The organism is Chloroflexota bacterium (genome assembly GCA_020850535.1).
GTDB lineage: Bacteria > Chloroflexota > UBA6077 > UBA6077 > JACCZL01 > JADZEM01.
The window spans coordinates 18030-38413 of sequence record JADZEM010000077.1; the positions used below are offsets into that span (position 1 = coordinate 18030).

The 20384-nt window shown below is 69.7% G+C and carries 17 protein-coding genes; 5 read left to right on the plus strand and 12 right to left on the minus strand.

Annotated features, from left to right (window positions below; translation table 11 throughout):
* Positions 1–42 precede the first annotated feature (42 nt).
* The 7 genes from IT306_11550 to IT306_11580 all read right to left on the minus strand — a co-directional run bounded on the left by IT306_11550 (position 43) and on the right by IT306_11580 (position 8315).
* Positions 43–1281: a glycosyltransferase family 4 protein gene (locus tag IT306_11550; protein ID MCC7369051.1), complete on the minus strand. Its 1239-nt coding sequence runs from the start codon at positions 1279–1281 to the stop codon at positions 43–45.
* 258 nt (positions 1282–1539) lie between these two features.
* The gene (locus IT306_11555; GenBank protein ID MCC7369052.1) at positions 1540–2952 is read right to left on the minus strand and encodes an MFS transporter; all 1413 of its coding nucleotides are present in this window, start codon (positions 2950–2952) and stop codon (positions 1540–1542) included.
* Entirely contained in the window at positions 2949–3905 is a 957-nt protein-coding gene (locus IT306_11560; GenBank protein ID MCC7369053.1) for an LLM class flavin-dependent oxidoreductase, read from the minus strand. Before IT306_11560 ends, IT306_11555 begins: the two co-directional genes overlap by 4 nt.
* A 357-nt stretch (positions 3906–4262) precedes the next feature.
* Entirely contained in the window at positions 4263–4970 is a 708-nt protein-coding gene (locus IT306_11565) for a chorismate mutase (GenBank protein MCC7369054.1), read from the minus strand.
* A gap of 143 nt (positions 4971–5113) precedes the next feature.
* Entirely contained in the window at positions 5114–6058 is a 945-nt protein-coding gene (locus IT306_11570) for a nucleoside hydrolase (GenBank protein MCC7369055.1), read from the minus strand.
* A 170-nt stretch (positions 6059–6228) separates the two neighbouring features.
* Positions 6229–8064 carry a tannase/feruloyl esterase family alpha/beta hydrolase gene (locus tag IT306_11575; protein ID MCC7369056.1) on the minus strand — a complete coding sequence of 612 codons (1836 nt, stop codon included), beginning with the start codon at positions 8062–8064 and terminating at the stop codon, positions 6229–6231.
* Positions 8007–8315 carry a DUF3500 domain-containing protein gene (locus IT306_11580; protein MCC7369057.1) on the minus strand — a complete coding sequence of 103 codons (309 nt, stop codon included), beginning with the start codon at positions 8313–8315 and terminating at the stop codon, positions 8007–8009. Before IT306_11580 ends, IT306_11575 begins: the two co-directional genes overlap by 58 nt.
* 140 nt (positions 8316–8455) lie before the next feature.
* Between IT306_11580 and IT306_11585 the strand changes: the two genes are divergently transcribed.
* Together IT306_11585 and IT306_11590 are read left to right on the plus strand one after the other, a co-directional pair.
* Entirely contained in the window at positions 8456–9184 is a 729-nt protein-coding gene (locus tag IT306_11585; GenBank protein ID MCC7369058.1) for an alpha/beta hydrolase, read from the plus strand.
* Between the two features lie 152 nt (positions 9185–9336).
* Positions 9337–10197, plus strand: a complete 861-nt coding sequence (locus IT306_11590) for an alpha/beta fold hydrolase (GenBank protein MCC7369059.1) — start codon at positions 9337–9339, stop codon at positions 10195–10197.
* A gap of 338 nt (positions 10198–10535) precedes the next feature.
* On the opposite strand, the gene IT306_11595 is transcribed toward IT306_11590, so the two are convergent.
* The 3 genes from IT306_11595 to IT306_11605 all read right to left on the minus strand — a co-directional run bounded on the left by IT306_11595 (position 10536) and on the right by IT306_11605 (position 13318).
* Positions 10536–11036, minus strand: a complete 501-nt coding sequence (locus IT306_11595; GenBank protein ID MCC7369060.1) for an Hsp20/alpha crystallin family protein — start codon at positions 11034–11036, stop codon at positions 10536–10538.
* Positions 11037–11265: 229 nt separating this feature from the next.
* Entirely contained in the window at positions 11266–12444 is a 1179-nt protein-coding gene (locus IT306_11600; GenBank protein ID MCC7369061.1) for an acyl-CoA dehydrogenase family protein, read from the minus strand.
* Positions 12445–12457: 13 nt separating this feature from the next.
* Positions 12458–13318 (minus strand): BON domain-containing protein, encoded by an 861-nt coding sequence (locus IT306_11605; GenBank protein MCC7369062.1) that lies wholly within the window; start codon positions 13316–13318, stop codon positions 12458–12460.
* A gap of 515 nt (positions 13319–13833) precedes the next feature.
* On the opposite strand from IT306_11605, the gene IT306_11610 reads away from it, so the two are divergent.
* The gene (locus tag IT306_11610) at positions 13834–15075 is read left to right on the plus strand and encodes a sigma-70 family RNA polymerase sigma factor (GenBank protein ID MCC7369063.1); all 1242 of its coding nucleotides are present in this window, start codon (positions 13834–13836) and stop codon (positions 15073–15075) included.
* Positions 15076–15164: 89 nt separating this feature from the next.
* Here IT306_11610 and IT306_11615 read toward each other — a convergent pair whose 3' ends face one another.
* Both IT306_11615 and IT306_11620 read right to left on the minus strand, forming a co-directional pair.
* The gene (locus IT306_11615) at positions 15165–17270 is read right to left on the minus strand and encodes a S8 family serine peptidase (protein MCC7369064.1); all 2106 of its coding nucleotides are present in this window, start codon (positions 17268–17270) and stop codon (positions 15165–15167) included.
* A gap of 226 nt (positions 17271–17496) precedes the next feature.
* Positions 17497–18315, minus strand: a complete 819-nt coding sequence (locus IT306_11620; GenBank protein MCC7369065.1) for a GNAT family N-acetyltransferase — start codon at positions 18313–18315, stop codon at positions 17497–17499.
* Between the two features lie 143 nt (positions 18316–18458).
* Here IT306_11620 and IT306_11625 point away from each other — a divergent pair, with 143 nt between their 5' ends.
* Together IT306_11625 and IT306_11630 are read left to right on the plus strand one after the other, a co-directional pair.
* Positions 18459–19241 carry an enoyl-CoA hydratase/isomerase family protein gene (locus IT306_11625; protein MCC7369066.1) on the plus strand — a complete coding sequence of 261 codons (783 nt, stop codon included), beginning with the start codon at positions 18459–18461 and terminating at the stop codon, positions 19239–19241.
* A 55-nt stretch (positions 19242–19296) separates the two neighbouring features.
* Complete coding sequence (locus IT306_11630; GenBank protein ID MCC7369067.1) at positions 19297–20334, plus strand: MBL fold metallo-hydrolase; 1038 nt, start codon at positions 19297–19299, stop codon at positions 20332–20334.
* The last annotated feature ends 50 nt before the right edge of the window (positions 20335–20384 follow it).

The window sequence follows — 20384 nt, forward strand, 5'->3', positions numbered from 1 at the left end:
TGATGTGCGCTGCGCTCGACCGCCCCGTGCTCCCTGGCGCCCTCAGGCGCCGGGGCCGGTCGCAAACGTCCGCGCTCGCCGGCTTTCAGAAGCAGGATGTGTGCCGCTCACCAGCCCGTCTCGCTGATGCGCGGCCGGCGCCGCTCCCGAGATCGAGTGCCGCTCGTCCAGGTCCGGCGCCCTGATGATCGCCTCCAGGTCAAGCGTCCTGGCCATGCGGGCCTGCTGGCGCGCCGTGCTCTCGTAGATGGCCTCGTAGCCGGTCGCCATCGCCGCCGGCGAGAAACGCTCCAGGGCCTCGGCGCGGCAGGCGGCCCGGTCGATGGTGTGAAGCGTGCGTGTCAACTGGGTCAACTCGGCGTTCGTCTCGCCGATCAGCCCGGTCACGCCGTGCCGGATCACCTCGGGCACCGAGCCGCGCCGCCGCCCGATGACAGGCGTCCCACAGGCCAGCGCTTCGCCCATCACCAGCCCGAACGGCTCCGGCCAGTCAATCGGGAAGAGCAGCGCCAGGGCGTTCCCCAGAAACGCCGGCTTATCACCGTCCCCAACCTCGCCCACCATCTCGACGTGGCCGTGGGCCATCAGCGGCTTGACCACGCCCTCGTAGTAGTCCCAGTCTGCCCGCACGTTTGGATCGCTCGTATCCCGCAGCGGCATGCGCGCGGCGATCTTCAGCGGCAGCCCGGCCTCCCGCGCGATGGTGATGGCGTGATCCACCCCCTTCTCGGGAGAGATGCGCCCCAGGAACGCCAGATACTCGCCGCCGCGCGGGCTGTACGGCAGTTTCTCGATATCGACGGCGTTGTAGACCGTCCCGAGCCAGTTGGCCGAGGGCAGCGGCTCCCGCTGGCTGTTCGAGATCGAGATGACCCCGGCCCGGGGGAAACGTGCGTACAGGCGCGGCAGATCTGGCAAGTCCAGCCGACCGTGCAACGTGGTGACCGTGGGCGTCTCGACCAGGGAGGCGCAGGCGAACGCATGAAAGTCCAGGTGCGAGTGCACCACGTCGAACTGGCCAGCCGCTGCCGCGCGAAACGCCTCCCCGGCCGTGATGGCCCAGTAGGGCAGCGGATCGCGGACCGCCTCCTGCCGCCAGAGGGCCGTGTCGACGGTTGCGACGTGTCGGGCTGAGGTGACCGAGTCGCCGCTGGCGAACAGGGTAACCTCGTGGCCGCGCCTGACCAGCTCCTCGCTCAGCAGCGAGACGACCCGCTCCGTGCCCCCGTAGCGGGTGGGTGGAACGGACTCGAACGGCGGAGCAACCTGAGCGATTCGCATACTGTGCCTCCAAAGGGCGGGGGCTTCTCCGCGACGCTGGGGATGGGCCGCCATCTTCTGTTGAGCTGATGACGCGCGCACGAATGCCGTGCTGGCTGGCGCGCGGGACCAGTGCAGACAGCATGCATGCACCGTGCCAGCCGCTTGTTCGCTTTGATGCGACACACATGTCAGGACACCGCGAGCCGGAAGGAGACTCCGCGGCAGGCGAAGCCGTGGCAGGCGAAGCCGTGGCGCGGGGGCTTCTCCCGGCCCGTGCTACAGCGTCCGCAGGCTCGGGTTCCGCGCCGCCATCACGCCGATCACCAGCAGGCTCAGCAGCCCCGCTCCGGCCACCACCGCCGGCGCTCCGACGTGGTCCGCCAGGATCCCCTGCGGCAGCGCGCCCAGCGGCAGCAGTCCCCAGGTGGTCATGTAGACGCTCATCACCCGGCCCTGGAGGGCGTCCGGCACGGCGAGCTGGACGAGCGTGTTGTTGGTGGCGAGGTACACCGACTGGGTCAGGCCGATCAGCCCCATGATGCCGATGGAGAGCAGCAACGACTCGCTGGCGGCCAGCCCGATCAGCCCGACGCTCAGGCCGGACAGCGCCACCAGCAGGATCAGCCCCTGGCGGCGGGCCGGCAGGAACACTATCAGCATCGAGCCGGCCAGCGCCCCGATGCCCATCGCCATCATCAGCGTCCCAAGGCCGTCCGGGCCAGCGTGCAGGATATCCCGCGCGAAGATCGGCATCAGGTTGGTGTACGGCATCAGGATGAAGGCCGGTATCGCCTGGAGCAGCATCAGGTTGAAGACCGTCCCGTTCTGCCAGACGTAGCGCAGCCCCTCCAGCAGACTGCCGAACGCCGAGCGCGAGCGGGGCCGGCTGGCGACGCGCGGCCTGGGCAAGAGCACGGCACAGAGCAGCGCCAGCACAAACCCGACGCCCTGCAGGCCGAACGCCAGCGCCGCCCCGAGGGTGGCGATCGTGAGGCCGCCAAGGGCCGGGCCGATCACCCGCCCGAAGTTGGTCCCCGCCGACATCATCGCGATGGCCGGGCTGAGCATCGAGCGCTCGACGAGGCCCGGCAACAGCGCCTGCCGGGCCGGCACGATGGCGACGAAGAAGCAGCCCGACACGAACGAGAGCACGGCCACGTGCCACGCCTCGATCGCCTGGATCCAGATCATGCCCGCCAGCAGAAACGAGACCAACGCCGTGCCGACCTGGGCCACGCTCAGCACGAACCGCCGGTCGACGCGGTCCACCAGCACGCCGGCCGGCAGGGCCAGCACCAGCATCGGGATGCCGTTGGCGAACGAGACGATGCCGAGCCAGGTGGACGAGCCGGTCAGGTCGTAGATCAGCCAGCCCTGGGCCACCATCTGCATGAAGTAGCCGGCCATCGTCAGGGTGGTGCCGAGGAAGAGGAAGCGGAACCCGGACAGCGTGAACGGCGCGAAGCCGGCCAGCGGGCCGGAGCGGCGCCCGGCAGGACGTGGCGGGGCCGGCTGCGCCACGCCGTTCGCGGCCGGGGCAGTCGGAGTGGTTGGCCCGGCTGAGGCGGTCAGCCCCGCCGTCGTCGTTGGCCCGGCCGGGCTGGGATCGTGCGCGGCCGGCCCGTGCCCCGGGCCGGCCGCTGGTGGATCGCTCGAAGGTGGCGTGCGGAGGTCGGGGCCGGACGTCACGAGGCGGCGGCCTCCCGGGCCAGCAGCTCGATCAGGGTCTGCTCTTCGGCAGCCCCATCCTCGACGGTGATCCGCATGATCAGCAGCTCGTCCACGCCGGCCGCCTGGATCTGGTGGAGCCGTACCGCGATCTCGTCGGGCGTCCCCGAGACGACCAGCTCATCCAGCAGGGCATCGGGCATGGTGTTGTCGGCCGGGATCGGGTAGCCGGCGTCGGCGAACATCCCCTGGTAGAACGGCAGGCGGGCGTAATTGGCCAACTGCGGGCGGGCAGCGGCGCGGATCGCCGCGCGGCCTGTGCCCACCGCCACCGACACATGCCCGATCAGTGGCGGGGCCGGGCGGCCGGCCGCCTGCGCGCCCGCTTCGAGGGCCGGCTTCGCCGTGTTGACGAGGTACGGCACGGGGCAGACCCAGGAGATCGCGCCGTCCGCGATCTCGCCGGCCAGTCGGAACGCACCGGCCCGCAGCGCCGAGATCGGCAGCGGCGTCTTCGGCGGCTCGACGCCGTCCGGCAGCTTCGCCCTGACCTGGAAATGCTCGCCCGCGAACTCGGCGCTGCCCTCCCAGAGCAGGCCGCGCAGGATCGTCAGATACTCGCGGAGGTGGTCGAGCGGACGCCGCATCGGGATGCCGAACATCCCCTCGATGGTCGGGCGGTGGCTCGGGCCGATGCCGAGGCGGAACCGGCCCGGGGCCAGGGCGGCCAGCACCAGCGCTTGCGTGGCCAGCGCGACAGGGTGGCGTGGATAGGTCGGCACAATCGCCGTGCCGAGGCCGATGCTGCTGGTCTGGGCCGCCGCCGCCGCGAACAGCGAGACGGCGTCGGGGTTGGTCCCGCCCACGGTAGACCAGACGGCCGGCAGGCCCTGCTGCTCGGCCCGCACGATGGTGGCGAGGGTCTCGACGGGGTTGGGACTGCGAACGGCCAGGCCGGCGCGCAACGCGACCATGAGGACGCACCTCCGCTGGTGGGATCGGTGTTGGGACGCGAGCGCGCGACGACGCGCCTGCCCATGAAGATTGACGAAGTAACCGCGTCGTCTGTGCGCCAGCCGGGACGCCCCTCACCCCCCGACCCCCTCTCCCTGTGCGCGGGAGAGGGGGAGACGCGACCCGGGTGTGCCTCCCCCTCTCCCGCGCACAGGGAGAGGGGGTCGGGGGGTGAGGGGATCAAGGGGCCCCATGGTAGGGTGTGGAGGGCTCTTGCCGCGGTAATTCGTCAGCCTTCATCCGAGAGGGTAGCCGATCCTCGTGACCCCGCGGCCGTGCGACCCCGCGGCCGGTGGCGCGGCGCGCGGCCGGCCGCCTCACCCCTGGAGGTAGACCACCTCGACGCGCAGCGTCTCCTCGATGATCCAGCGGAAGATCCGCTCGACGATGTCCGAATCCAGCTCGTAGCGGGCAGCCGTGGCGCGCACCACCCCGATCAGCGCCTCCTCGCGCTTCGAGTCGCGCAGGGCGGCCGACAGCAGCGCCGCATCGTGGCGGGCCGGCCCGACGGTCGGATCGTTCCGCAGCTTGGCCTCCGCGACGAACCGCCCGACGTTGATCCGCTCGTTCAGCAGCTGGAGCAGGTCGGCGTCCACGTAGACCGTCTCGCCGTAGTTCTGCGGCTCGTCGCCCGGGCGGCACAGCGCGGGGAGGACGCTGAGGTAAAAGCTGAGCAGATTGTCACGGATACTGATGGAACGCGGCTCGATGCCGGCCTCGGAGCGGACCCGCCGGACCGGCGAACTGGGGAGATTCGCCCCCGAGACCGGGTGCTGGTCGGGGTAGTCGAAGCGGCCCAGCGAGGCGTGGTACGCCTCCAACCCCTCAATGGAGAATTCGAGGAAGGAGCTGCCGCTGCGCCCGGCGATCTCGATGGCCCCTGGCGTGTAGACGGCCTGGTTCAGCGCGAACCGCGAGCGGTCTTTGAGGCGGCTCACGATCCGCTCGGTCATCTGGTCGAGTCGGACTCGCAGCTCGCTCAGATCGATGGTCACCTTCGACCGCGCACCGTCTCCGCCCTGCACTGGCGTCTCCCTTGTCTCGGCTCGGGCCAGCCGTCGAGCACGAGGCTCCAGGGGCACGGCGTCCATGATCGTACCCGAGCGCCCCGCGCCCATCAACGTGCGCACCTGGGAGTTTTCCCTCCCAGGCGCTCTCTCGACCCGCGTTACCGCTCGTCGTGGGCCTGGGCCGCCTGCCGGATCTCCTCGGGGACCGGTTCGCCGCGCGCCAGCCGCGCCAGCTTCGCGAAGAAATCCTCGTGGATGAAGCGCGGGTCCACCCAGTCGTAGACGCGGATCGGGCGGTTCTGGCCCGTGTGGACGTAGTGCATCAGCTCGTCGAACTCGGGGGCGGGCCGCCACTCCCAGTGGCCGCACTCCGGGTTCATCACCACGCCCACGGCCGGCGAGTCTCCGAGCGAGCGGTACTCCATCGGGCCGTTCACGCGGCGGGCGTTCAGCTCCACCAGCTGGGTTACGAGGTACCGGCCGAGCGGCCCGTACGGGTACACCCGCTCCAGCAGCTCGGCGTAGGTGACGCCCATCTGCCGGTAGACCGGCTTCGGGATCTGCCACAGCTCCAGGCTGGAGCGCATCACCACGTTCGCCGAGGGGATGTCGTTCGAGAGGTTGAACTCCTGGCCGCCCACCGGCCACGCGCCGCCGCCGATCCACACGACCTTGACGTCACAGTCCTGGATGCGCGGCTCCTGGAGCAGGGCGCTCGCCATGTCGGTGAGCGGGCCGTAGAAGAGGACGTAGAGCGGGCGCGGATCGTCCTTCAGGGCCTCGCGGACGATCAGCTCGGAGCCGGGCGAGGGCACGGCGGTGTGCTCGTCGGGCATGGCGTGCGGCGCGCCGTCCGCGACGGCCACATCCCCCTGCCAGCCCATCTCGGCCATCAGGTCGAGCAGCAGCATCACCTCGTCGTGGCTCTGCCTCAGCGACTCATTGGTGCGGCGCGTGCCGAAGTGGGCCGGGATGATCCCCGGGATCTCGAAGGACGGCGTCAGGAGGGCCTGCACGATGGCGAACTGGTCGTCGGCCTCGTTCTTGGCGTCGGTATTGACGATGACGCGCGCGCGGTGCTCGGGCGGAAACGGAATGTCCACGGCAACCTCGTCGATGCGCTTCGGTGTCAGAGGGCGCGGTCGGCAGCATCGTGTGCGGAAGGGTACACGGCGCCAGCCGGACGCCGCTCCGGCCAGCCAGGTCACACAGGGCAATTCATGCTGCCCTCGTGGTGCAGCGTCGTCGGGCCTGAGCAGTGGTGGCCTGGCAGCTACGGGGCCAGCGTCCCCCGGCCGATCCACTCGACATCGTCCTGGCGCGGCGTGGCCGGCAGCACCGGGACGTAGCTCGCGGCGTCGTTCGGGTCGCCCGCGCCCGTGTACTGAGGCCGCAGCGGATAGGCGAACGCCGGCAGTGACCGCACCACCCGGCCGCTCGGCCCCTGGCTCGACGCCCCGCCGGCCGGCCTCGCCGCAGCCGCCGGCTGTGGGCCGCCGGCCGGCGCACCCTGCCCGTCTGACGGCGGCCCCTGCACCTGGGTCGGGTTCTCGAAGCCTCCGCCCGCCGTGCTCACGTCGCTCTCGTACTGCGAGGCCACGATGACAGTCGGGGCCACGCCGCGCTCGACCCAGTCCGCAATCGGCGTCGCCATGTCCCAGTGGCTCGGACCCTCGCCGCCGGAGCAGTGGTACACCCCGGGGAACATGAACAGCCGCGCGAACTGCTGGGTCGCCTCGAGGCCACCCATCTGCCGCTGCAGCGCCGCGTAGTAGGCGAGCGTCCCGGCTGGCACGATCGAGTCGTCGGCCCAGCCGTGGTAGAGGATCAGCTTGCCGCCACGATCCCGGAAGCGGGTCAGGTCGGGGTTGCTGGCGTTGTAGACGGACGCCATCGGCAGCAAGCTGAAGAAGTCGGCCGGTGCGAACCGCACGGTATCGGCGGTCATGCTCGTGTCCTGGTACGGCAATGGCAGCGAGAGGTAGCCGGCGTACGCATCCACGATCAGCTTGTCGAACGAGACGTCTGCGCCCATCGGACCTGCGCCGCCGGCCCACTTCAGCTCCGAGCCGTAGGTCAGGCCACCTGGATAGTAGTGCCGCCCCTGGGCATCGGTCGGGCTGCTGTACATCTTGCGGGCAGCCTCCACCTGCGCCGGCGTCAGACAGTCCGGGACGTCCGTATCGGGCGGGCAGCCCAGCGCGCCAGGATCGTAGGCGCAATCACGTGGATCGGTCAGCAGGCCGTCCTGGACCCCGTCGAGCGCGTCGCATGCGCCAAGCACCGCCGCGTGCAGCACCGCCGCCTTGTCCGCGCCGATGATCCGATTGCCCTGGGCGTCCGTGTTGGCCCGGTACATCCAGGCGTGCTGGAAGTAGTTGAGGAAGGCCAGCAGGTAGGCCGGCGCCCCCGCCACGATGCCGTCGAAGTCGTCGGGGAAGCGCTGGGCCTCCATCAGGGCCTCGCGCCCGCCATCCGAGCAGCCGATAAAGTAGCTGTGGGCCGGCGGCTGACCGTAGTACGCGGCGATCAACGCCTTCGCGGCCACGGCAAGCTGGTGGTTCGCGGCGTACGCGAAGTCGCGGCGCGCGCCGTCGTCCAGCGCCCAGGACAGGTCATTCATGCCCTTCGTGCCGAGGTCGCTGTACCCGAGGGCGGCCCCACGGCTGAACGCCGCCTGGCAGTCTGCGCCCGGGTTGAGGTTGCCGCAGTAGCCACCACACCCGCTCTGGAAGTACTGTCCGGTCCAGCCGGTGACTGGCAGTTGCACGACGAACTGGGCGTTCGCGCCGACAGTCCCGGTGACCTTGCAGGAGGCCGGATCCGAGCCGGTCGCCGCGACCTCAACCGCCCCTGCGATCCGGAGCGTCGCGTCCGGCAGCGCTGAGAAGTCTCGGGTGGGCAGGTCGGTGCAAGGGATGACCGGCGCAGCGCCCTGGGCCTGGGGCAACGCCTGCTGGCTGGCGGCTCGATCCGCGGCGACGGCTTCAGCGGCCGGCCCGCTCCCGGGCGGCCCTGCGATTGCCAGGGCTGCCACCGGGTTCCCCCCGATCAGCAGCACCAGCACCAGCAACGCGATAAGTGATCGTGACGCCGTCTTCTGACGCATAGCGTGAACGCTCCCACAGAGACGCGGCTTGCTGAGAAACTCTTCAGGTTCACGGACGGTGTAGCCCCCAGCCAGTCCATCCCGCGATCGTTGGCCGGGTCGCGTGTGATGGCGTGTAGGTGCTCGCCGTTGTTCGTCAGCGACTCCTCCACATCGTAGTCGATCGGGATGCGCGAGCCATGCACGCGAAAGTAGTAGCGCGCCGACGGCTCCGGCGGTAGTCCCTGCCACGCGACGTCGGCGTCGGCCATCCTCTTGGAATCTGACGTCTTCCTGAAGAGTGTGTCGTGGCGCGCGGCGTGGCTTGTCACCACCGTCGTGGCCGGCTACCGTTCCAGGACGGAGAAGGCTCGGTACGACACGCGGTTTCATACCCGATGGGAGAGCGACGATGGCGACGTTCGTGCTGGTGCATGGCGCCTGGGGTGGCGCATGGTCCTGGAACAAGTTCGTGGCGCCGCTCCTGCGCGCGGCAGGGCAGGAGGTCTACGCGGTCACGCTGACCGGCCTGGGCGACCGGTCGCATCTCTCTTCGCCAGAGGTCAGCCTGGACTCCCACATCCAGGATGTCGTGAACGTGCTGTTCTACGAGGATCTGACCGACGTGATCCTCGTCGGCCACTCCTACGGCGGCAACGTGATCACCGGCGTGGCGGACCGCGTGCCCGAGCGGCTCCAGCAGTTGATCTATCTGGACGCGGCCACCCCCCAGGACGGGCAGGCCAGCGCCGACAGCTTCCCCGGCCGCCGCCAGCAGATCGAGGAGCAGGCCCGGCGCGACGGCGACGGCTGGAAGGTCGCGCCTGGAGATGCGCCACCGGATCAGCCGGCCGAGATCACGGCCTGGGGGACGCCGCGCCGCAGCCCGATGCCGATCAAGACGATGACGACCCCCGTTCGCCTGACGCGCGGCGAGACGACGCTGCCGCGCACGTTCGTGTACTGCACCCTGGACAAGAAGCCGGGCAGCCCGCAAGCCGAGCGCGCCGAGCGGGTCCGCAACAACCCGAAGTGGGCGTTCTACGAGCTGAACACCGGCCACAACCTGCACTACACCGCGCCGAAGGAGACGGTGGCGATCCTGCTGGAGCGGGCGAAGTCGCCGGCCGGCGCACGCTGAGCGAGGTACACAGAGAGCGGCGCTCGCGGCACGGATCGCGACCGTGCTCGTTGCCGGTGGCGCGGAGGCTTGCCCTCCGCCCGCAGTGTCAATGCACGGGTGGGGGACAAGCCCCCGCGCTACACGATCGAGTCATCTGACAGGGGGAGCCTATGGCGGGCTGGACCGAGGAGATCGTCTGGATCGAGACTGATGACGGCGTCGAGCTGGATGGCGTCGTCATGCGGCCCACCGGCGCCTGGAACGGCACGGCGGTCGTCTGGATGCACGGCTTCACCGGGCACTTCAGCGAACCGCACCAGATCAGGATCGGGCGCTATCTGGCCGAGCGCGGCTACCTGTTCGTCAGCGGCGACAACCGTGGCCGCTACTTCGGCGTGAGCCTCGGCGAGCCAGAGGGGCCGTTCCGGATCGGCGGCGCGTGGTGGGAGCTGGCGTCCGAGTCCTGGATCGACATCAAGGCGTGGCTCGACTACGCCGAGCAGAGCCTCACGCCGACGAAGCTGATACTGGCTGGGCACAGCTATGGCGCGGTCAAGGTGACGTGGTACGCCGGCACGCGCCAGGACGCTCGCCTCGCGGGCCTGATCTCGGCCTCGGGGCCAGTCCGACCGCCCAACAAGCGGCCGGAGCTGAGCGGCGAGCTTCTGGAACAGGCCCGCAAGATGGTTGCCGAGGGGCGCGGTCTGGAGTTGTTGCCGTTCGGCAGCACCGGCCGGCCCGGCTCGCTGAGCGCCCAGACGGTGGTGGACCGGGCAGGCTCGCTGGTGGACACCTACGGGATGGAGTCCGACGGCTCGCCGCTCGGCGAGATCGTCTGTCCGGTCCTGGCGATCCTCGGCACGAAGGAGCCGCAGATCGGCGCGCCGGAGGATCTGGACACCCTGAAGCGGAACGCGCGGGCGTCATCCGCCGCCAGCACCGCGGTGATCGAGGGCGCGAACCACTGGTACCACCACCGCGAGGAGGCCGTCGCGAAGGCCATCTACGAGTGGCTGGGGACGCTCGGGTAGGCGGCGGCCGTCAGCGCCCCGCAACGCCCCCGTCAGCGCACCCCCGCTGCCCCGTCCCCGCGCTGCCCCGTCCCCGCGCTGCCCCGTCCCGCCGTTACTATCCGCACACACTGCCTTCAGGAGCACTCGTGGACGACCTGCAGATCGCGTGGCTGATGCTCGGATGGATGGTGGCCTTCTGGGCCGGCCGGGATCTTCAGTCCCGCGCGGCGCGCTGGTGGAGTGTCCGGCGCATCAAGGGGTAGTCGCGGCGCTGCTTCGCACCGCAGGCGGAGAGGACAACAAGGGCCGGCCCGATTGGGCCGGCCCTCGTGCATGTGCGTAGAGACGCGGGCGCGTCAGGCAGTGGGCGCGCTGTTCGCAGCCGGCCTGCTGTCGCTCACGGCCGGCTGGCCGCTCGTGACGCCGCCGATCGGGATCCGGCGCGGCTTGGCCGCCTCAGACTTCGGGAACGTCAGCCGCAGGACGCCATCCTCGAAGCTCGCCGAGCAGCCGTCGGTGTTGTAGGTGGCCGGCAGGCGCAGGCCGCGGGTGAAGCGCCCGCTCCGATGCTCGCGCATGAAGTAGTTGCGCTCCTTGCGCTCGCTGTCAGCAGTCGTCTGGCCGCTGATCGTCAGCACGCCCTGCTCGATGTTGATATCGAGATCCTCGGGCTTCAGGCCGGGCAACTGCGCCTCGACGAAGAGCCGGTCGCCCTCCTCATAGACGTTCAGGGCCGGGCCGTTCCAGGTCTGCCCCTCACCGTTGCGCGGCATCACGAATGCATCCTCAAAGAGCCGGTCCATCACCTGCCGCAAGCCCATCGCGCGGCCAAAGAACGGATCGTGTCGGTCCAGCATGGTGACCCTCCTGTCACAGTGCGAATACTCACTACTCTGGGTATATCGCTGCCGGTGTAAGAGGAGCATCAACACGCCATTAGCAGGCCGTCAGATGATCGTTAGCAAAACGTAAGCGCACGAGACGCCCCGAGGCTTCATGACAGCTCCCGCGCACAGGGACGTCGGCGTAGCCGATGTTCGCGCCGCGCAGCGGAGGGGTTGGGGGTGGGGGCTCCCGGAGTGCGCGCTACACGAACTGCGCGTCTGTCTCCAGCCCCAGCAGGTACCGCCCGATCAGCTCGTAGTGCTGCTCGCGGGCCTGGACGTGCTGGGTGACTACGTGGACGTCCTGGAACAGCCGTTGCAGCGGGTGGCTTTCCAGCACCACCGTGCCGCCGGCCAGGTTGTACGCCGTGTCCACCACGTCGGCGGTCTTGCGGAGGGTGAACGTCGTTGCGCCGCGCAGGCCCACGCGGTTCACCAGCGGCAGGACGCCCTGCTCCTGGATGGCTCCCCAGGCCAGGCGCACCTGCTCGAAGAGGTAGGCCCGCGCCGCGCTCAGCAGCGCCTCGGCCTCCCCGAGCCGTACCTGCACATACTGCTGGTCCCGCACCAGATCGGAGCGGTAGGTCGGCGTCTTTTTGTGGGCGATGCTGACGAACTGATCCAGGGCGTTGCGCGCCAGACCCAGCCCGACCACGGCATCGCCCGCCGCGAACATCAGGGAGCGGGGCACCTGATAGAGCAGTCCGTACTCCGGGCGCGGCGGCCCGAACGGGTAAAACGACCGGTGCTCCGGCACGAAATGATCGCGGATCTCGAAGTCGTGGGTGCCGGTGCCGCGCAGGCCGCGCGTGTGCCAGGTGTCCAGGATCTGTACTTCTTCTGTCGGGATCAGGAAGAAGCGCATGTCCGGCCGCCCACCCTCAGCGAGGCGCGGCGCGCCGTTCTCCAGCACAAAGCCGCGCGCGGCGATCCAGTTCGCGTGGCGGCAGCCGGTGCTGTACGGCTGCCGGCCCGTCACGAGGTAGCCGCCTTCGACGGCCACGGCGGTCGCCGTGGGGAGCGGCGTGTTCGCGACGACGCTGCGTGGCTGTGCGAACCAGATCTCACGGGCCACGGACGGTGCTACGCAGACAGCGTGCGTACCAAAGATGCCGTTCTGGCTGACGCACCACGCCGTGCTGGCGTCGGCGCGCGCCAGCACTTCGAGCGCCTGCACGAAGGTCGGGAAGTCCAGCTCCGGGCCGCCAAGCTGCCTCGGCGTGAGCAGATGAAAAAGGCCAGCATCCGCGAGCGCCTCAAAGAGCGGACGGGGTAGCTCGCGGGTCTGCTCGATCTCATCAGCGGCGGCGGCGATCTGCGGCGCGACGGCCTCGACCCGCTCGAGAATCGGGTGCGGACTGCTCTGGACCGTGCTCATCATGCGAGGGATCGTATCAGGTTGCCGAGCGGTCCGCACCCGATCTTTCTCGCCGCTGGCCGCTGGCGACCTCCAGCTCCTCGCACACCTCGACCACCCCATCCACCCGTGACGCCACCGCTTCGGCGTTCTCGGCGTCGTCCAGGTCGTCAACCGTGCCGCGCAGCCTGACGACGCCCTGCACGACGCTGACCTCGATGCTGAGATCCGTCGTGGCCGCATCGTGGCGCAGGGCGGCCTCGACGGCGTCCACCAGGGCCTCATCCCCGATCTGCCCGTCCGACGAGCGACGCGGCACGATCTGCTCGCTGCCACTGCCAGCGAACCCGCCAAGGATCTGTGCATCTCCGCGCGTGTCCGTGGTGATCACCGGGTCCATCGGCGGGACGTACGTCTCGTCCAGGTCCGATACAGGATCCGCGGCGTCATCTGGATCGCCGACCGCCGCGACCGGATCGGTGAAGAGCGGCTGTGCCATGAAGTCAGGATCGACCTCGGCCGTCCGGCCCGGCTCTTCGCCCAGCAGGTGCGGCGTGGTGGTCAGGTCCGTCTCGTCGGCCAGGATCTCGGCGCGCCCGGGCTGCCCGGCCTCCTGACCGTCGCGTGTGGGCGTGCCGTCGTCTTCCGACACCAGATCCAGCTCGCCGCCTTCCCGCAGCTCGGCGTCCTCGCCGTCCGGCCCGACGACGTCGGACACCCGGTCCAGATCGCCCTCGTGCGGAAAGAGCCCCAACTGAGCGTCGGTCATATCGGGGTGGCGGTCGGCCGGCTGCTGGCCGCGCGGCTGCCTGCCGCCGTCCGTCGCCGCCCTGAGCGCTGAGCGATCCGTCGAGCGATCATCGGGCCGTGACAATCGCTCGCGTTTCTCATTCGACATAGCTATCCTCCTCGCAAGGGCAGCCGCGCAGGATGCACGTCGCTGCCGTGCACGGTCGTCATGACGAGGGGCAGTGCAACGTCAGTGCCAGATGGGGGGTTCTGGGTGTGGATCGTGGATCGTGGATCGTGGATCGTGGATCGTGGATCGTGGATCGTGGAAGCATGCCGGCTTATGTGGGTCGCTGTGCCGTGGCAATCACGCAACTCCCCATGTCATCCTGAGCGCAGCGAAGGATCTCACCCGCTGACCGTCAACGTTCGCGTCACCCGCCGACCGTCAACGTTCGCGTCACCCGCCGACCGTCAACGTTCGCGTCACCCGCTGACCGTCAACGTTCGCGTCAGCGGGTGAGGTCCTTCGCTGCGCTCAGGATGACAACTGGAACTCGCATGCTTTCACTCAACCATTCCCACGCCCCACGCCCCACGCCCCACGCCCCACGCCCCACGACCCACGACCCGCGTTCGCATGGGCACGGTTCTTGTAGGCCAGTATCGAAGGGGGCAAGCAGCATGCGTGATAACCTGACGACGCAGTTTCTACCTTCCGATCCGGCCGCCACGGATGCCTGCCGCCACCATTCGGCGGAGGACGCGGCGCGCAACCATGCCTACCTGGCCATGGCCCGCGAGCGTGGCTGGATCACGCTGCACGAGATCATGGAGTTGGCATCTGGCTCGCCGGTGGACGCCGACGAGGCCCGCCACGTCAGCCGCGAGGCCGGTATCGACCTGATCGACGATCGGGGATCCGGCGATCCCTGGGCCGACCTGGGTACGCTGGCCGACGAAGGCGCACACGCCTTCATGCCCGGCCAGCGCGATGAGGAAGCGGCCACCGACGAGTTGATGGCGGGCGGCCCGGCCTCGCTGTACCTCCGTGAGATCAGCCGCGCTCGCCTGTTGACGGCCGAGGAAGAGGTGGCGCTCGCCAAGGAGCTTGAGGCCGGCAAGGCCGCGCGGGCGCAGCTCGACCATGGCGTTGACGCCGCCGCCGAGCGCGAGCGGCTCGAAGATGACCTGGCGCGTGGGGAGGAAGCCCGCCGCCGACTGATCGAGTCAAACCTCAGGCTGGTGGTCTCGGTGGCCCGCAAGTACCTCGGGCGCGGCCTCTCCTTCCTGGATCTCGTGCAGGAAGGGAACATCGGGCTCCAGCGCGGCGTGGACAAGTTCGACTGGCGGCGCGGCTTCCGCTTCTCGACCTACGCCTACTGGTGGATCCGGCAGGCCGTCAGCCGGGCGGTGGCCGAGCAGAGCCGGACCATCCGCCTGCCGGTCCACGTCGTGGAGCAGCTGACGAAGCTCTACAACGTCGCCCGTGAGCTGGAGCGCGATCTCGGCCGGCAGCCCACGCCCGCCGAGATCGGGGCGCAGCTTGGCATCAGCGCCACGCGTGTCGAAGAGGCGTTCGCCGCCGCTCGGGTGCCGATCTCCCTGGAGACGAGCATCAGCGACGAGGGTGACTCAACCCTGGCTGACATCGTGGCTGACGACTTCAGCCGCAGCCCGTCTGAGGAGGCGGAGGAGGCGGTCTTCGGGCAGGCGCTTGACCGCTCCCTGGCCGAGCGGCTGACCCCGCGCGAGGCCGAAGTGCTGCGGCTCCGCTACGGCCTGGGCGACAACCGCGAGCGGACGCTGGCCGAGGTCGGCAAGGAGCTCGGCATCAGCCGTGAGCGCGCCCGCCAGCTCGAAGCCGAGGCGATGCGGAAGCTGCGCCGCGACCTGTCGTTCCGCCGTCAGCTCGCAGACCGGTAGACGAAGGATCGTGGGTCGAGGGGCGTGGATCGCAGGTCGTGGCGGAGGCTCCGCCAAGACCTGCGATCCACGCCCCTCGACCCCGACCGCTAGAATCCTGCGCCGGAGCCGCCGCCGACCAGCGTTGTCCAGGTGCCGCACATATCCTGCACCTTGACCTGCACCGTGGTTGGCGTGCCTGCCGACTGACGCGAGATGTTGAATGTCACGGTGCTGCTCGGCGCAGATGGTACGTAGGCCGTCGTACCGTTCCAGGACTGCGGCGTCACGTTACTCGTGCCGGCGAGCGAGCCAGGGAAGATCAGCGTGGCGTTCGACATCACGCCGGCCGAGCCGCCCACCTGGATGTACCGTACGCCGTTCCCCAGGCCACTGGTCGTCACCGTCACTTCCAGGTACGACCCCTTGGGCGTGGAGGCGATCGTCACCTTCGGTCGGGGCGAGCAGGTGACGCCCGCGAGGGCCGCCGCCGCATCGATCCGACCATTCGTCCAGAAGGAGCCGGTGCCGGTGATCGGGTCCGCGGACGCGATCAGCCGATTGACGATCTGCGCGTTCGACTCGCCCGGGTACCGTCCCTTGACCAGCGCCGCGACCGCCGCGACGTGTGGCGTTGCGGGCGAGGTGCCGTCCACCGAGTAGTAGAACGGGCTGTACGAGCCCGTCGAGAAGATCCCGACGCCAGGCGCAGCGACCGGAACCACCGCTCCGGCTGACGTGTTGGCGTTGTAGTTCGAGAACGACGCCCGCTGATCGTTCTTGTCGATTGCGCCGACCGCCACCACGTTCGCGCAACTGCCGGGCGCTTCGGGCAACGGGTCGCCGACGCCGTCATCGCCGCCGTTGCCGGCCGCCGCCACGATGATGACGCCGCGCGTCCAGGCGTAGTTGATCGCCGTCTGGAGCGTCGAGTTGCAGCCGCCGTCGCCGCCGAGGCTCATGCTGATGACGCCCGCGCCATTGTCCGTGGCCCAGACGATCCCGTTTGCCACCCAGGAATCAAAGCCGGAGCCATCGTCGTCCAACACTTTGCCGTTGAGCAGCTTGACGTTGAAGCCGACGCCCGCGATGCCGATGCTGTTGTTCGTCTTGGCCCCGGCGATGCCCGCCATCATCGTGCCGTGATCGCACCAGTCGTCCACGTCCACCGTGCCGGCGAAGTTCTGTTCGAGGGCGACCTTCCCACGCAGGTCCGGGTGGCCGCGCTGGCCGTCCGGCCCAATCACGTTCGACGACTCGGTGAAGACGCCGCAATCAAGGATGGCGACCTTCGGCGCGGTGTCGCCCTGCATCAGATCCCAGGCCAGGGGCGCGCCGACCTTGAACACGTTCCACTGGTCGGAGACCAGGTTCGGATCGTTTGGCTGCGTGATGGTCTTGCGCCGCACATAGTCCGGCTCGGCCCAGGCGACATCTGGCCGGGCGCGGTACGCCGCCAACGCCTGGGCCACCGTGCCGACCGGGACGTTCGCCACCAGCGTGTCTGGCAGGCCCGTGCTCTCGGTGGTCGCGGCGCCGGCCGCGCGGTGGCTGTCCGTCCGCACCGAGGCCGCTGCGCCCGGCTGGAACTTCACCACGATGCGCCCGGCCCCCATCTCGCGGCCATCCGGCGCGCGCTCTGTCTGGTGCCGGGTGATCGCCACGTCCTGGCCGCGTCGCCGCTCGACCGTCGTGCGGGTGGTTGGCGGCAGGGGCTGGGCGGTCGGAATGGGCGTCGGGTCGGGGCCGCGCGTGCCAGCGCCGGAGCGGCCGCCGTCAACGGCGCTGCTCGGAGCCTGCTGGCTGTTGCTGGTCGCGGCGATCGTCTGGCCGGGGGCCACCGCGGCGGTCGTCTGGGCGGGCGTAGCCGTCGCCGCCACGATGGGCGCCGCAACCACCGGCTCACCGCTGGTTTGGATCAGGAAGCCGACTGGCAGGAAGCCGACGAGGCCCTCAGCCGTGCGGACCTGCCGCCAGGCGGTTCCGTTGGACACCACGTCCGGACCGGCGAGCGTCACCGATGCCCCGGCCGGCACGACCGCGAGCGCCGTGCTTGCGCCGTTCGGCTCGGCACGCAGTGTCGCCCCCGCGACTCCCGCCACCACGAACGTCGGGGCGCCATCCTGAGCTTGCGCCAGGAGCGCCGCCGGCTGCACGGCTAGCAGGAGGGCCACCAGCACGAGCATGGCGACCCGGTGCCCTGACCACCTCTTCATCTTCGACCTGTCCCCCGCGCGAACAGCGACGTGCCCCACCGTTCGCCTCTCGATTTCTCGCCTATAGTACGACGAATGGATGAGAATATGCCCCTGACATGCACACCAGGAACGAACGGTCAGCATTCTGACGCAATCTGATGTGCATATAACGTCAACCTACGTTGGTAGGAGTCGGGCCAGGCTACCCGTAGACGCCGCGCACGGCAGCAGGGGCAGAGCCAGGTCACCCGTAGACGCCGCACACGCAGCACACGGCAAACCCGAGCCGGCGATACAGCCGCTCGCCCATCTCGGAGGGCTGGAGGAACGCCACGCCGTAGCCCAGGGCCGCCGCTTCTTGCAGCATGGCTGTCGTCATGGCGCTGCCGATACCCCGGCGACGTGCGTCCGGCGCTGTCGAGACGTCGTAGATGCCGGCGATGCCGCCTGCCAGCAGCAGCGACGCCGTGGCGACCGGCTCGCCATCGATCCGCCCCAGGAAGTAGCGCATCGGCAAACGTGGTCCCAGGCCCATCGCCTGCCGCAGCCGCGCCAGTCCCGCTCCCACGGCCGGCTCGCTCTCGAACCCCTGGCGCTCGGTCTCGATCCATTCCGTCAGCGCGCCGCTGTCGGCGACACGCTCGATGGTCAGTCTCGGCACCCGCTCGGCCTCGGGCAGGGGGGCCGCCAGCGTGCTCGTCATCGGCGTCAGGTCCGTCAGGTGGGCCAGCCCCTGTGCGCGCAGTCGGCGGGGCAAGTCGAGGGGCCGCGAGGCCGGCCCGACGAGCCAGTTCATCGGGACGCGGTGCGCCGCTCGGAGCCGGCCCAGCTCTGCCACGGCAGCCTCGATCCGGCCCACCGGAAGGTTGGCGTACATGATCGAGTTGAAGGCAGGATCCGGCAATCCCGTCAGGAACCAGAACAGCTCGCGGTCGTCGCGGATCGACACCGACGGCGCGAGACCGAACGCGCTGACGCTCGCCCGCCAGTTGACCTCGACGGCCGCGACGATGCGCTCGGCGGATGCGCCGGGCAAGATGGCGCCGCGCGAGATGTGGGACATCAGGCTCCTGACGGTCACGGGCCGGTCGTCTGTCTGCCGGTCTTCTGTCTGATTGTAGCCATGCCCCCACGGAGTGCTACCCTGTCTGCCGCGACGACCCGGGCACGGACCTGGGCAGGCGGGCATGGGAGGGACGCGGCATCGTGGCGACGACGGCCTACGAGAACATCCTGGTGGAGAAGGTAGACGGCGGCGTCGGCGTCATCACGCTGAACCGGCCGTCCAAGCTCAACGCGCTCAGCTATCCGCTCGCCTGCGAGCTGGACGCCGTGTTGACCCAGTTCGAGGCGGACGACGACGTGCGCTGCGTGGTCATCACCGGGGCCGGCCCGAAGGCGTTCTCGGCGGGCGCGGACATCCACGAGATGGCTGGCCTGTCGCCCGAGGAGCTGGCCGAGCGCCAGCAGCGGCGCGCCGGCTTCACCTGGCGCCTGGCGACCTTCAAGAAGCCGACCATCGGCGCAATCAACGGGCTGGCCTATGGCGGCGCGGCGCTGCTCTCCAGCTCGCTCGATCTGCGGATCGGCTGCGAGCGTTCCAGCTTCCGCTTCCTGGCCGCCACCTACGGGCGAATCAACTCGACCTGGAGCCTGCCCATCGTGGTCGGCTGGGCGAAGGCGAAAGAGCTGCTCTACACCGGCCGCGTCGTGACGGCCGACGAAGCGCTCCAGATGGGGCTGCTCAACAAGATCGTGCCGAGCGAGCAGCTGCTGGACGCAGCCATCGAGATGGGACGGCAGATCGCCGCGAACACCCCGGAGATGGTGCAGGGCATCAAGCTGCTGCTGATCGAGGATCTCGGGCGGGCCTGGCACGAGATGTACGAGGCCGAGCGGACCGCCCTGGCCACCACGCACCGGCCGAGCGCGATCGCCGACGGGTTCAAGGACTTCCTGGCCCGGAAAGCGCCGGCCGCCGACGCCTGACTGCTGACTCCTGATTACCGACTCCTGAAAGCTGACGACTGATGACTGACGCCGAATGACTGACCGTTCTCCCACCGACTACACGATCCCGCCCGAGGAGCTTGCGCCAGGCCTCTGGCGGCTGCCGTTGCCGATCCACCGGCACTCGCTGGGCGGCGCAAACGCCTATCTGATCCGTGACGCTGATGGTTTCCTGCTTTTTGACAGCGGTGCCGACGTCGAGGAGTGCGTGGCGGCGATGCGCGCGCACCTCGACAGCCTCGGCGTCCCCTTCGACGCCATCCACACGATCCTGCTCAGCCACGGCCACGGCGATCACGCTGGGCAGGCCCGGCGCGTGGCCGGGCTGGCCGGTGCACGGATCGTCTGCCACGCCGCCGAGGTCCGCTTCGTCGGCTACCCCAACGGCAGCGATGACGACCGTCGTGACCTCGTGACCTGGATGCAGCGCCAGGGCTACCCGCGGGAAGACATCACGACCCTGCTGGAGACGGCTGCCACCAGCGAGCGTGGCGACCGCCGCGACATCTTGCTCCACCCTGACGCGCAGCTTGCTGGCGGCGAAGTGTTCGCGGCCGGTCCGTATCGCTTCGAGGCGCTCTGGATCCCCGGCCACACCCCTGGACACCTCTGCCTCTACGACGGGCGCCAGCGCATCCTGCTGACGGGCGACCATATCCTGGAGATCGTGACGCCGAACGTCGGGCTGCACCCGCTGCTGAAGGAGAACCCGCTGCCGGGCTATCTCGGCTCATTACGTCGACTCGCCGACGCCGAGCTTGACACGGTGCTGCCGGGGCACGGCCCGCGCATCGAGGACTTCCGAGGCCGGATTCACGATATCGCCTCGCGCCATGCCGATCGCCGCGAGCAGGCGTTGGCCCGCCTCACGCCCACGCCGCAGACCGCCTACGCGCTGGCGGCACAGGTCTGGTCCAGGCCCGGTCGCCGCAACTGGGCATCGCTCCACCCGTACCTGCGGCGCAACGCGGTGGGGATGTTGGCCGCGCACCTGGAGCTGCTGGCCGAAGACCACCCCGAGGTGAAGCGCGTCGAGGACGGCGGCATCGTGCAGTACCGTCTGGATCGCTGACGACCTGCGCCTATGACGGCCAGGAGAGCGTTTGCTCGTCGGCGTTCCGC